General features: G+C 62.0%; 14 protein-coding genes. 8 read left to right on the top strand and 6 right to left on the bottom strand.

Features of this window, described 5'->3' with window-relative positions; genetic code table 11:
- The first annotated feature begins 110 nt into the window (after positions 1-110).
- Positions 111-566: a SymE family type I addiction module toxin gene (locus B498_RS22735; protein ID WP_008501359.1), complete on the top strand. Its 456-nt coding sequence runs from the start codon at positions 111-113 to the stop codon at positions 564-566.
- A gap of 44 nt (positions 567-610) precedes the next feature.
- Here the strand turns inward: B498_RS22735 and trpS are convergent, their stop codons facing one another.
- The gene (gene trpS / locus B498_RS11140; protein WP_008501358.1) at positions 611-1,612 is read right to left on the bottom strand and encodes a tryptophan--tRNA ligase; all 1,002 of its coding nucleotides are present in this window, start codon (positions 1,610-1,612) and stop codon (positions 611-613) included.
- Positions 1,613-1,810: 198 nt separating this feature from the next.
- Here trpS and fosA point away from each other — a divergent pair, with 198 nt between their 5' ends.
- Positions 1,811-2,236 (top strand): FosA/FosA2 family fosfomycin resistance glutathione transferase, encoded by a 426-nt coding sequence (gene fosA, locus B498_RS11145; RefSeq protein WP_008501357.1) that lies wholly within the window; start codon positions 1,811-1,813, stop codon positions 2,234-2,236.
- Here the strand turns inward: fosA and B498_RS11150 are convergent.
- Positions 2,222-3,229, bottom strand: a complete 1,008-nt coding sequence (locus tag B498_RS11150) for a LacI family DNA-binding transcriptional regulator (RefSeq protein ID WP_008501356.1) — start codon at positions 3,227-3,229, stop codon at positions 2,222-2,224. The two genes, fosA and B498_RS11150, sit on opposite strands and share 15 nt — an antisense overlap.
- 185 nt (positions 3,230-3,414) lie before the next feature.
- Here B498_RS11150 and B498_RS11155 point away from each other — a divergent pair, with 185 nt between their 5' ends.
- Complete coding sequence (locus tag B498_RS11155; protein ID WP_008501355.1) at positions 3,415-4,503, top strand: cellulase family glycosylhydrolase; 1,089 nt, start codon at positions 3,415-3,417, stop codon at positions 4,501-4,503.
- A gap of 50 nt (positions 4,504-4,553) precedes the next feature.
- The gene (locus tag B498_RS11160) at positions 4,554-5,948 is read left to right on the top strand and encodes an MFS transporter (RefSeq protein WP_008501354.1); all 1,395 of its coding nucleotides are present in this window, start codon (positions 4,554-4,556) and stop codon (positions 5,946-5,948) included.
- 41 nt (positions 5,949-5,989) lie between these two features.
- On the opposite strand, the gene B498_RS11165 is transcribed toward B498_RS11160, so the two are convergent.
- Genes B498_RS11165 through B498_RS11180 form a run of 4 tightly spaced genes read right to left on the bottom strand, consistent with a single transcriptional unit; the run spans position 5,990 to position 10,736 of the window.
- Positions 5,990-6,811 carry an alpha/beta fold hydrolase gene (locus tag B498_RS11165; RefSeq protein WP_008501353.1) on the bottom strand — a complete coding sequence of 274 codons (822 nt, stop codon included), beginning with the start codon at positions 6,809-6,811 and terminating at the stop codon, positions 5,990-5,992.
- Between the two features lie 30 nt (positions 6,812-6,841).
- The gene (locus tag B498_RS11170; protein ID WP_008501352.1) at positions 6,842-8,461 is read right to left on the bottom strand and encodes an MFS transporter; all 1,620 of its coding nucleotides are present in this window, start codon (positions 8,459-8,461) and stop codon (positions 6,842-6,844) included.
- Positions 8,458-8,865, bottom strand: a complete 408-nt coding sequence (locus tag B498_RS11175; protein WP_008501351.1) for a DoxX family protein — start codon at positions 8,863-8,865, stop codon at positions 8,458-8,460. Before B498_RS11175 ends, B498_RS11170 begins: the two co-directional genes overlap by 4 nt.
- The gene (locus tag B498_RS11180) at positions 8,865-10,736 is read right to left on the bottom strand and encodes an amidohydrolase (protein WP_008501350.1); all 1,872 of its coding nucleotides are present in this window, start codon (positions 10,734-10,736) and stop codon (positions 8,865-8,867) included. Before B498_RS11180 ends, B498_RS11175 begins: the two co-directional genes overlap by 1 nt.
- A gap of 218 nt (positions 10,737-10,954) precedes the next feature.
- Between B498_RS11180 and B498_RS11185 the strand changes: the two genes are divergently transcribed.
- The 4 genes from B498_RS11185 to B498_RS11200 all read left to right on the top strand — a co-directional run bounded on the left by B498_RS11185 (position 10,955) and on the right by B498_RS11200 (position 12,585).
- The gene (locus B498_RS11185) at positions 10,955-11,641 is read left to right on the top strand and encodes a hydrolase (RefSeq protein WP_008501349.1); all 687 of its coding nucleotides are present in this window, start codon (positions 10,955-10,957) and stop codon (positions 11,639-11,641) included.
- Positions 11,642-11,702: 61 nt separating this feature from the next.
- Positions 11,703-11,924: a DUF1427 family protein gene (locus B498_RS11190; protein WP_008501348.1), complete on the top strand. Its 222-nt coding sequence runs from the start codon at positions 11,703-11,705 to the stop codon at positions 11,922-11,924.
- Positions 11,921-12,184, top strand: a complete 264-nt coding sequence (locus tag B498_RS11195; protein WP_008501347.1) for a XapX domain-containing protein — start codon at positions 11,921-11,923, stop codon at positions 12,182-12,184. The genes B498_RS11190 and B498_RS11195 overlap by 4 nt, the downstream gene beginning before the upstream one ends.
- A 20-nt stretch (positions 12,185-12,204) precedes the next feature.
- Positions 12,205-12,585 carry a response regulator transcription factor gene (locus B498_RS11200; protein ID WP_008501346.1) on the top strand — a complete coding sequence of 127 codons (381 nt, stop codon included), beginning with the start codon at positions 12,205-12,207 and terminating at the stop codon, positions 12,583-12,585.
- Positions 12,586-12,594 lie beyond the last annotated feature (9 nt).

Raw genomic sequence — 12,594 nt, 5'->3', positions numbered from 1 at the left:
ACGCCGAACGGCAAAGGAAGTATCAAAGAAAATTTAACGAGGAATTCGCGATATGAAGGTGCTGCAACACCCCCATACCGCTAACCACAACAACTACTGAGGAGTTGAAAATGGCTGCGACGAATTTTAAGCCAGAGTTTACCGTTTGCAAAACAGAATCAGCCGCTTTCACCGGCATGATTGAAAACCGCGAGCTGGTGCGCAAAAACAGCGCCCGCCGTCTTCACGGCAACCAGCCCAACGCGGCGCCCGTCCATCCCCGCGCGGAGACGCCGCAGGACAGTGCCGCCTGCTGCGAACTCTATGCACGCATAGACATGAAATACCTTCTTCTGGGCGGCGACTGGCTAACCCGGGCAGGTTTTATCAACGGTATGCCGGTGAAAATCCGCGCCATGAAAGACTGCATTGTGATTACGCCACAACATACAAGAGAATTATGGGGATGCCTGGAAGGTATGAGCGTGGTGAATATCAATAAACAGAAAGTCGCACAATGGTTAAAAACATTTCCGGGAGCATTAAATGACACCGGCGATATTCCGGTGATTAAGCGTAACGCCTGATAAATATCCCGGCCTTGCGCCGGGATTATTATTTAAGCTGTGTTTTAAAACACCGGCACCCCCAGCCCAACCTTCACCTCCCTCAACGTCCCTTGCGTCACCCCCTGCGCCCGTTCGGTCCCGCGCTTCAGCATCGCCATCAGCTCGCCCCTGTCACGCATATACATCGCCCTCCGCTCCCGCATCGGCGCAATCAGCTCCTGCAGGCACGCCTCCAGCTCGTTCTTACAAACCCGGTCCCCAAGCCCACCCGCCTGATAGTGCGCCTTCATCGCCGCCACTTTCTCCTTGTCCGGGTGAAACGCATCGAGATACGTAAACACCACGTTCCCCTCAATCTGCCCCGGATCGCTCACCTTCAGGTGGTGCGGGTCGGTGTACATGGCGCTGACCGCACGGTGAATGGTCTCTTCGCTGGCCGACAGGTGCAGCGTGTTGCCCAGCGATTTCGACATCTTGGCGCTGCCGTCGATGCCGGGCAGGCGGCTGGTGTCGCTCAGCATCGCCTTGCAGTGGCGCAGCACCGGGGCGGGCAGCAGGCTATTCATCTTGTGCACAATCTCGTTGGTCTGCTCAATCATCGGCAGTTGGTCGTCGCCGACGGGCACGCACTCGGCCTTAAACGCGGTGATGTCCGCCGCCTGGCTGATGGGGTAGGCCATAAACCCGACCGGCAGCGAGCGGGCGAAGCCCTTCTGTGCAATCTCGTTTTTCACCGTCGGGTTACGCTCCACGCGGGCGACGGTGACGATGTTCATATACAGCATCGTCAGCTCGGCGAGAGCGGGCAGGGCGGACTGCAGGCAGATCGTGGTCAGGTTCGGGTCGATGCCGGCGGCGAGGTAGTCGGCCAGCACTTCGGGAATGTTGTCGCGGATCTTTTGCGGGTTGCTGCCGTTGTCGGTCAGCCCCTGCAGGTCGGCAATCAGCACAAACTGGTTGTGCGTCTGCTGGAGCGCCACGCGCTGGCGCAGCGATCCGACGAACTGGCCGAGGTGCAGCGGGCCGGTTGGGCGGTCGCCGGTGAGGATAGTTGGTGCGTTCATAAAGACTCCTTAATATGCAGTTGCCGAAAGGGGTCTTAGATGTGAGAAAGCCGCCTTTCGGCGGCTATCTGAAAATGGGGAAAACTACTCCGTGCCGCCTTTAAGAAGGCAGCCACCAGCGGTTTACGGTGAGCACGGCGTGGTTTATGTTCATCTCTTTACCGTACCACGTCCGGCGCGAAAAACAAAAGGCACGTCATGCTGCAATCACTCAACCATTTGACCCTCGCGGTCAGCGACCTGCAAAAAAGCGTCACCTTCTGGCACGAGTTGCTGGGGCTGACGCTGCACGCCCGCTGGAATACCAGGGCCTATCTCACCTGCGGCGATCTGTGGGTCTGCCTGTCGTACGACGAGGCGCGCCAGTACGTGCCGCCGCAGGAGAGCGACTACACCCACGACGCGTTTACCGTGGCGGAAGCGGATTTTGAACCGTTCTCGCAAATGCTTGAGCAGGCGGGCGTCACCGTCTGGAAGCAGAACAAAAGCGAGGGGGCGTCGTTCTATTTTCTCGACCCGGACGGGCACAAGCTGGAGCTGCACGTGGGCAGCCTCGCCGCGCGTCTGGCGGCGTGTCGCGAGAAGCCCTATGCGGGCATGGTGTTTACCTCAGACGGGGCTTGAGGCGCGTACCTTCAGCCTGCCCGCCAGCGTCACGTGCGTGGCGGCATCTTCCTGATTGCACAGGTACTCCACCGCCAGCCGTCCCAGCTCGCTGTAGGGCAGCTGGATACTGGTTAGCGGCGGGGTGAGCTGCTCGGAGATCTTCTGGTCGTCGTAGCCCGCCAGCAGCATGTCCTGCGGGATGCGCACGCCGTTCACCGCCAGCGCCTGATAGCAGCCGATGGCCAGCCAGTCGCTGGCGCAGAAGATGGCGTTCGGACGCTCGGCCAGTTCCAGCAGAGAGGTGGTGGCGGTAAAGGACTCGCTGAACTGCCAGTTGGTCTGGCGCACCAGGCCGTCGTCGCACGCGAGTCCGGCCTGCTGCAGCGCGGCCTGGTAGCCCGCCAGACGCTGGCGCGAGGCCTCCATCCAGCTCTCGCCGGTGATGTGGGCGATGCGCGTCGCCCCGCAGGCGATGAGGTGTTTCGTCACCTGGAAGGCGTTGGCGTAGTCGTCCGGGATAAACGACGGCAGCAGCGGCGAGCCGGGGTCGCGCTGGTTGAGCAGCACCAGCGGGATGCGGGTGCAGTCCTGGAAGGCGGTCATGTCCACCAGCGTGGTGACCGGAGAGGCGAGAATAATCCCGATGCAGTTGCGCTTCTCCAGCTGGCGGATGATGTTCAGCGCCAGCTCGATGTCGTCGCCGTAGTCGTAGACGGTGAGCAGGGTCTCGTTGCGCCACGCCGCTTCCCGCGCCTGGCTGATGGCGTCGATAAACGGGTCGAAGCTCTGCAGCGAGCTGACCAGCAGGGCGATCTCTTCCTGGTTGCGCGGGGGGTGTACGGCGGGGAGGCGGTCGTAGCCGAGCTCGGTAGCCACACTAATCACCCTATGACGGGTATCGTCGCTGAGCTTGATGTTGCGGGACTGGTTGAGCACCAGCGATACCGTCGCCTGCGACACCCCGGCCGCCCGCGCAATATCGTTCATCGTCACTTTCGTTTTTCGCTTCATCCGTCCTCTCCCTTTCGCGACTTCGCATCATACCCTAACCGCACGCTTACGCGCCGTCGATCACGTTTCTCATTCATCGAAGCGCGAACTTTGTGAGGGGCATCGCTTTTCTTCGTGCGAGAAATTGCGCATTTATCCCACAACTAATATTTATTAGCTAAATATTATCAGTAAGAGGACGCGTAATGAAAGAGCAGTGGAGCAGGGAGCAGGCACAGGCGTGGTATGAGCAAAAAGGCTGGCTGTGCGGGTTTAACTACCTGCCGTCGACGGCGGTGAACTGGACCGATATCTGGCAGGCAGAGACCTTCGATGCCGAAACCATCGAGCGCGAGCTGGGCTGGGCGGCGGACGCGGGCTACAACACCCTGCGCATCAACCTGCCGTTTATCGTGTGGGAGCACGACCGCGACGGGCTGATGGCGCGCATCGACCGCTTTTTGACGATTGCCGACGGCCGCGGCTTCAGCATCATGCTGACCCTGATGGACGACTGCGGCTTCTCCGGCGACGAGCCGTACCTCGGCCCGCAAAAGCCCCCGGTGCCGGGCAAGCACAACAGCCAGGCGGCGGCGAGCCCGGGGCGCGACAAGGTGTGCGATCCCGACTGCTGGGCAGACATTGAGCGCTATATCCGCGACGTTGTGCGCCAGTTCCGCGACGATAAGCGCGTGCTGTTGTGGGATCTCTACAACGAGCCGGGCAACCGCGGCATTTTCGCCACCGGCACGCAGGAGGTGCAGTACGACGCGAAGCTGGAGACCTGCGCCCACGCGCTGATGAAGCTCGCATTCCAGTGGGTGCGTGAAGAAGATCCGACCCAGCCGCTCACCGTTTGCGCGTGGCGCCTGCCGCCGGAAGAGGAGGGCGAGACGTTCTTCCAGCATCCGCTGGACCAGACCGCGCTGGCGCTCTCGGACGTGGTGAGCTTCCACGCCTACACCCACACCGGGCGCATGACGGCGATTATTCAGCAACTGCAAAAGCTTGGTCGCCCGCTGTTCTGCACCGAATGGCTGGCGCGCCACGTGGGCAGCAAGATGGAAGAGCAGCTTCCGCTGATGTACGCGGCGAAGGTCGCGCCGTACCAGTGGGGGCTGGTGCGCGGCAAAACCCAGACGTGGCTGCCGTGGCCGGTGGTGATGAAGGAGTCCACGGACTACTGCCGCCTCTGGTTCCACGACGTGTTCGAGGAGAACGGCATCCCGTTCTCGCGCCGTGAAATCGCCCTGATGCAGCAGCTGCGCAAGATCGCCCCGCAGGCGCAGGACTAATAATATCGACCCGGCGGCTGACCGCCGGGCAACCAGGCAGGCATATAACAATGGCAATGACAATGAAAATACCGTCTCGCGAGCTGTGGTCTTATTTTGGCTATGGTTTAGGTCAGTGTTTTAGCTTTGGTTTAGTGGGTTCGTTTATTAACTATTTTTACACCGACGTGCTGGGGATCTCGGCGCTGGCGGCCAGTACCATCTTCCTGATTGCCCGCGCGTGGGACGCGGTTCACGATCCGCTGTTTGCCAGCATTATGGACACCATTAACAGCCGGTTCGGCAAGTTTCGCCACTTTTTGCTGATCGCCCCGCTGCTGATCACCGGCGTCACGCTGCTGTCGTTCTATAAAATCGAAGCGGATATGACCACCAAAATCCTCTACGCCGGGGTGACCTACATCCTGTGGGGGACGCTGTACGCCATCTCCGATATCCCGTTCTGGTCGATGTCGTCGGTGATGACCAACGACTCCGCCCAGCGCACCCGCGCGGTGACGGCGGCGATGCTCGGGGTGAACGCGGGGATTGCCTGCGCCAACATCTTCTTCCCGAAGCTGGCGGCGTTCTTCGCCCAGTACAGCAACGATAAAGGCTACTTTATGGCGGCGCTGGTGATGATGCTGGTGGGCCTGCCGCTGATGCTTAACGGCTTTATGCAGATCAAAGAGCGCGTGCCGCCGAGCCCGGAAAAGGTGACCATTCGCGACACCTTCCACAACCTGCGCCAGAACAAGCCGCTGTTTATCGTCCTGCTGTCGTTCTTTTTCTGTGTGTTCCACAACGTGGCGGGCGGGCTGTATATCTACTTCTTTATCAATAATCTGGGCGACGGCAGCCTGCAGATGGCGATTGGCGTGATGGGGATTGTGGCGGCGGTGCTGTGCCTGGTCGCCCCGATGCTGACGCGCCGGATGCAGAAGCGGAAGCTGTTTATGATCCTCTGCGGGCTGGACGTGGCGGTGCGCGTGGTGATGTGGTTTGTCGGGTATCAGCAGGTGACGATGCTGTTTATTCTGCTCGGCCTGAGCACGCTGTTCGTGATGATGACCAACATCCTCACCTCGTCGATGATTGCCGACACCATCGAGTACGCGGAGTACCACACCCACAAGCGCTGCGCGGCAATCACCTTCTCCGGGCAGACCTTTACCGGCAAGATGTCGGTGGCGGTGGGCGGCGGGTTAATCGGCGTGTTTCTGACGATGATAGGCTACGTGCCGCAGGCGCAAATTCAGAGCGAGAGCGTGCTGTCGGGGCTGTTCTTCGGGATTTGCCTGCTGCCGGCGATAGGGTCGCTGATCCGCATGGGCTTTATGTCGCGCTTTACCTTTACCGAGGAGAAGCATGCGGAGATTTGTCGGCTGCTGGCGGAGCGGAACGCGTCTGCGAAAGCGCCGGGTGGCGGCTGCGCCTTACCCGGCCTACAGGACCAGCCCTTGTAGGCCTGATAAGCGAAGCGCCATCAGGCTTCGCTTTTAAAGACTTAAAGCGACTTCACAAACGCCAGCAGATCTTCGTTGAGCTGGTCCTGGTGGGTCAGCGCGAAGCCGTGCGGCGCGTTGTCGTACACCTTCAGCGTGGCGTTTTTGATCATCTCTGCCGCCAGCTTGCCGGTGCTTTCAAACGGCACGATCTGGTCGTTGCTGCCGTGGATCACCAGCGTCGGCACGTCGATTTTCGCCATATCCGGGCGGAAGTCGGTTTCGCCGAACGCGGTCACGCAGTCGATGGTGCCTTTTAGCGACGCCAGCAGGGCGATGTTCAGCGTCTGGGTCAGGGCACCGGCGGAGACGGTCTGCCCGGCGTTGATGCCAAAGAACGGGGTGGCGAAGTCGCTGATGAACTGGGCGCGATCTTTACGCAGCCCGTCGCGAATGCCGTCGAACACGCTCTGATCCACGCCCTGCGGGAAGGAGTCGGATTTGCCGAAGATTGGCGTCACCGCGCCCAGCAGCGCCAGACCGGCGACGCGCGCGCTGCCGTAGTTGTTGATGTAGCGGGTCACGTCGCCGCCGCCCATGGAGAAGCCCACCAGCGTCACGTCCTGCAGATCCAGAGTGGTAATCAGGTCGTTGATGTCGGATGCAAAGGTGTCGTAGTCGTAGCCGTTCCACGGCTGATCCGAGCGGCCGAAGCCGCGACGGTCAAAGGCGATGGCGCGGAAGCCGCGTTCGGCCAGATAGTTCAGCTGGCTGTCCCACATGTCGCCGTCCAGCGGCCAGCCGTGGCTGAAGAGAACCGGTTTGCCCGCGCCGCCTTCTTTGTAGTAAATCTGCGTGCCGTCTTTTGCCTTAAACGTTGCCATAGTGTGTTCCTGTGCAGGTGATGGTTGTGGTTATACCGGCGCGACCAGATAGCGAATGGCCGGTGATGTTGTGCCCTGATGAAAAGCCAGAACGCGGCTCTGCAGCAGGAGGTCATTCATGGTGTGGCGCTCCTGCTGGCGCAGATGCTCAATCCACGAGCCCATCAGGAAGGTCTCGATAAACAGGCCGGGGCGCTCGATATCCTCGTACACCGCCCAGCTCATCGCCCCGGCGCGGCGTCGCACCCGGCGCAGCTCGTGCACCGCCTGCAAAAACGCTTTCGCGTTGTGCGGGTCGATGATGTACTCGTGCGAGACCAGCACCGGGCCACGCTCGTTCGGCAGGTCGATCTCCACGCCGTCCAGCGGCTGGCCGCTCAGGTCGAGGTTTAAATCAGGATCTTTCTCCAGCTTCCAGCGGAACACGGTGGCGCTTGCCAGCACCATCCCCAGCGTGGCGACAACCAGCGCGGTCGGGGTGCCAAACCGGGAGGCAATCTGCCCCCAGATGGCGCTGCCCGTGGTCATCGAGCCGAAGAACACCGTCAGGTAGACCGCCAGCGCGCGGGCCTTCACCCAGCGGGCGGCGCTGCGCTGCGCGCCGAGGTTCAGCGTTGAAAGCACCGCAATCCACGCGAAGCCGGTGAAGAACTCAAACAGGTTGAGCAGCCAGACGTGGCGCACAAACGCCAGCGCCAGCATGGTGAGGGCAAAGACCAGGCTCGCGGCCACCATCAGGCGGTCGGCGTTCAGCCGCTGGCGCAGGCGCGGCAGCAGGATGGCCCCGGCAATCGCCCCCAGTCCAATGCACGCCAGCATCACGCCGTAGCCCGCCGGGCCCAGGCCCAGCTCGCGGCGCGCCACCAGCGGCAGCAGCGCCCAGCCTGCGCTGCCGAAAACGAAGAAGGCCACCGTACGCACCAGCACGTTGCGCAGCACCGGGGCGGCGTGCACGTAGCGGATGCCTGTGCGCACCGCCGAGAAGAAGTGCTCCGGCGGCAGACGCTGAATGGACGGGGCCGGACGCCAGCGCCACAGCACCCACGCCACGCCCACCACGGACAGCGCGTTCAGGGCAAACACCATCCACGGCCCGGCCAGCGACAGCAGAAAACCGCCCAGCGCCGGGCCAATCGCCCGGCTGATGTTCACCCCGAGCGAGTTCAGCGCCACGGCGGCACCCAGCTCGGGCTTGCTCACCAGATCGGGCACCACGGCCTGAAACGGCGGCGAGCTCATCGCCGCCCCCACGCTCAGCAGAAACGTCGCCACCAGCAGCACGGTGGGGGTAACGTGTCCGGTGAAGGAGAGCGCCGTCAGCCCGGCGGCGGCGATGAACACCCACAATTGAGAGAAGAGCAGGTATTTACGTCGGTCGACGATGTCCGCCATCACCCCGGACGGCAGGGCGAAGAGGAACATCGGCAGGCTGCTGGCCGCCTGCACCAGCGCGATATCCAGCGGATCGGCGCTCAGGGTCAGCATGCTCCAGTTGATGCCGACGTCACTCATCCATGAGCCGACGTTAGAGACCACCGTGGCGATCCACAGCATGCGGAACACCGGCTGGCTCAGCGGCTGCCAGGGCGAAACCGCCCGCGCGGGCGTCGTCTCAACGTGTGTGTCGCGAACGTCGTTAACCTGGGTCATGCGAACCTCTCCGTTGCCTTACGCTGCAGCCGCCACTGGCCCGGCCCGGTGAGGGCGAGAGTGGTGAAGATAATCAGCAGCAGCCAGCCAAACTGCCCTTCGGCAATCGACCAGTTCGGGTGGACCGCCAGCATCGCCACCAGCAGCACGGCGATAATCGGCAGGCACGCCAGGCGGGTGTAGACGCCCGCAATGATCAACAGTGGGCAAACCACCTCGGCGACAATCGCCGGGATCAGGCTGGCGTAAGGCCCGAAGCCGAACGGATCTTCAATGCGCGTCAGCTCTTCGCTGAAGTGCAGCACCTTCGGCAGGCCGTGCACGTAGAGCAGCAGCAGGCTGCCGGTCAGGCGCAGGAAGAACAGCCCCAGGTCGACCCGGGGCGGAGCAAAGGTGTTTTTCATCAGAATGCAAAGCAGCTGCAGCCCAGCGCCCCCCAGAAAGCGTTATCGTCGGACACCGGCATCGCTGACGTGCGGGCGAAGTCATGCTGGTGGCTGTGAACCCCGCACGGCCCGCTGCAGTGGTGGACGGCGCTCATACCCACGCGGGCGGCCTGCGGCGGCGCGCTGCGGTAGTGGCCCGGCACCTTGACCACCGGGGACCACTCGGGCAGGACCGGGATGGCCGGCGGCGCGAGCGGGCCAAAGCTGCCCGCGGCGTAGACGATGTCGCCGTTCACCACCGTGAGAACGGACTCGATGCCCTTGATCTCCTCTTCCGGCACGCGGAAGTAGTCTTTGCTCAGCACCGCCAGGTCCGCGAGCTGGCCGACCTTGATCTGCCCCTTCTGGTTCTGCTCGCTGGAGAACCACGCGCTGCCCTGGGTCCAGAGCATCAGGGCGGTATCGCGGTCCAGACGGGCACTGTGGTCGTACATCTGCATTCCGCCGACGGTGCGGCCGGAGACCAGCCAGTAGAGCGCGGTCCACGGGTTGTAGCTCGCCACGCGGGTGGCGTCCGTTCCTAAGCCTACCGGCACGCCGGTCTCGAGCATTTTCGCCACCGGCGGCGTGTGGCGGGTGGCTTCGATGCCGTAACGCTCGGCAAAGTATTCCCCCTGGAAGGCCATGCGGTGCTGGACGGCAATGCCGCCGCCGAGCGCTTTGATGCGGTCGATGTTGGCCTGGGTGACGGTTTCCGCATGGTCGAAGAACCAGTGAAGGCCGTTGAACGGAATGTCGCGGTTCACCTTCTCGAAGACGTCCAGCATGCGGCTGATGGATTCGTTATAGGTGGCGTGCAGGCGGAACGGCCAGCGGTGCTCCACCAGATGGCGCACCACGCGCTCCAGCTCGTCCTCCATGCCCGGCGCAAGGTCCGGGCGCGGCTCGAGGAAATCTTCAAAATCGGCGGCGGAGAAGACCAGCATCTCGCCCGCGCCGTTGTGGCGGAAGAAGTCGCTGCCCTGGCCCGGCGTGAGCATGTCGGTCCATTTTTCAAAATCTTCCAGCTCGTGGCCCGGGCGCTGGGTAAACAGGTTGTAGGCGATGCGGATGGTCATCTGCTTTTTCGCGTGCAGCTCGGCGATCACCTCGTAGTCTTCCGGGTAGTTCTGGAAGCCGCCGCCCGCGTCGATGGCGCTGGTCAGCCCCAGACGGTTGAGCTCGCGCATGAACTGGCGGGTGGAGTTGACCTGCTGCTCCAGCGGCAGCTTCGGCCCTTTGGCCAGCGTGGCGTAGAGGATCATGGCGTTCGGACGGGCAATCAGCATCCCGGTCGGGTTGCCGTTGGCGTCGCGCTGGATCTCCCCGCCCGGCGGGTTTGGCGTGTCTTTGGTGTAGCCGACCACCTTCAGCGCGGCGCGGTTGAGCAGGGCGCGATCGTAGAGGTGCAGGATGAAGACCGGGGTATCCGGCGCGGCGTCGTTGATTTCGTCGAGGGTCGGCATACGGCGCTCGGCAAACTGGAACTCGGTCCAGCCGCCCACCACGCGCACCCACTGCGGCGACGGGGTGCGCAGCGCCTGCTCTTTCAGCATCCGCAGGGCGTCGGCCAGGGAGGGCACGCCTTCCCAGCGCAGCTCGAGGTTGTAGTTCAGCCCGCCGCGAATCAGGTGCAGGTGCGAGTCGTTCAGGCCGGGGATGGCGGTGTGGCCTTTCAAATCCACTACTTTGGTGGCGTCGCCGTGGTGTTGCATCACCTCGGCGACGGTACCCACTTCCAGAAATTTTCCGTCGCGCACGGCAACGGCTTCCGCGACAGGATTCTCGCGATCGACGGTATGAAACTGGCCGTTAACCAGAATGAGATCGGCTTTACCGAGGGTAACCATAACTGCTCCTGACTGAGAGGGGAATGGTCAGGATTATGGGAACCGGTTTCGGCAAAGATCCAGTTATACAATAGGATAGGTATACCAAAGTATAACTATACCTAAGGTTAACTATACGAAGAGATAATTACGCGCGGAGGCGGCAAACCGCAGGATAAAGGTGATTTTATCGTCGCGGCGCTCGCGGCGATTTCTACCCTTAACCACTGGAAAATGCTATGACCTCTTCAAAGCTCGAAGTGTTAACCCCTGCGAACTGTCAGATCATCTTTATCGATCACCAGCCACAGATGGCGTTTGGCGTGCAGTCGATTGACCGTCAGGTGCTGAAAAACAACACCGTGGCGCTGGCGAAAGCGGCTAAGGTGTTCAACATCCCGACCATCATCACCACCGTAGAGACCGAAAGCTTCTCCGGTAATACCTATCCGGAGCTGCTGGACGTGTTCCCGGGCCAGGACATTCTGGAGCGTACCTCCATGAACTCCTGGGACGACCAGAAGGTGCGCGACGCGCTGAAGGCCAACGGCAAGAAGAAGGTGGTGGTTGCCGGTCTGTGGACCGAAGTGTGCAACAACAGCTTTGCCCTGTGCGCGATGCTGGAAGGCGACTACGAAATTTATATGGTGGCGGACGCGTCCGGCGGCACCTCCAAAGAAGCCCACGACTACGCGATGCAGCGCATGATCCAGGCGGGCGTGATCCCGGTGACCTGGCAGCAGGTGATGCTGGAGTGGCAGCGCGACTGGGCGCGTAAAGAGACCTACACCGCGGTGATGGACATCGTGCGCGAGCACTCCGGCGCGTACGGCATGGGCGTGGATTACGCCTACACCATGGTGCACAAAGCGCCGTCTCGCCAGAAGAGCGAGCACCGCACCTTAGCGCCGGTTCCGGCTCGCTAAGTCCCGTCGGCGGGCTGGTCCCTCATCCGGCTCGCCGCTGCCTCTTTCTCTGGAGTTCACGATGAGTACTGGGCTGATATCCCTTGCGGCAGGCGTGTTGATTGGCCTGATGTATGCCGTGCTGAAGGTGCGCTCCCCCGCGCCGCCCGCGCTGGCGCTGATTGGCCTACTGGGGATGCTGGCGGGTGAACAGGCGACGCGCCATCTCTTATCCCGCGACGGCGCGCCGCCGCCTCAGGCGATCGTTCCGCAGGCCAGTTCGCAGACGGGAGCGTCATCATGAAAGCATGGATAATTTCGCTGGTGTGCGGCGTGGGTGCTGGGGTAATTTACGCTCTGCTCGACGTCCATTCCCCGGCGCCGCCGGTTGTCGCCCTGCTTGGCCTGTTTGGCATGTTGGTGGGTGAACAGCTCATCCCGGTGGGACGGCGTTTACTGAGTCGCGAACCGCTCACCCTCGCCTGGTTTCGTCACGAATGCGTACCGAAAATCAGCGGCACGGCGCCCCCTGCGCCCGCGAAGGATACCCGCGACGTTAAATGACTGGTTAGAGGAATAACAGCATGACGCTGCCGTGGCGCATTGCCATCATTGATGACGAACGTTCCGTCCGCAGCGGGTTGAGTAATCTCCTGGAGTCGGAAGGCTATTCGACCGATACGTTTGATTCGGCAGAGGTATTTCTGAGCCATCCGCTCGCCCTGTCCGGCGCGGCGCTGGTGATCACCGATATCAAGCTGCGGGGCATGAGCGGCCTTGAGCTGTTTGACAAGCTGCGGCTGCTGGCCGTACCGCCGCCGCCCGTGCTCTTTATCTCCGGTCATGCTGATGAAAATATGCAGCGGTACGCTCTCGGTCTGGGCGCCGCTGCTTTTTTGCGTAAGCCCATTAACATCGATATTCTGCTGGATCATATCCAGCGGGAGCTGGCCCGCCGACAATAAGGATCGCGG

The sequence above is a fragment of the Enterobacter sp. SST3 genome (assembly GCF_000286655.1).
Taxonomy (GTDB): domain Bacteria; phylum Pseudomonadota; class Gammaproteobacteria; order Enterobacterales; family Enterobacteriaceae; genus Enterobacter; species Enterobacter roggenkampii.
The sequence above is the reverse complement of the archived record's forward strand: the minus strand, read 5'-3'. Positions and strand labels throughout refer to the sequence as shown.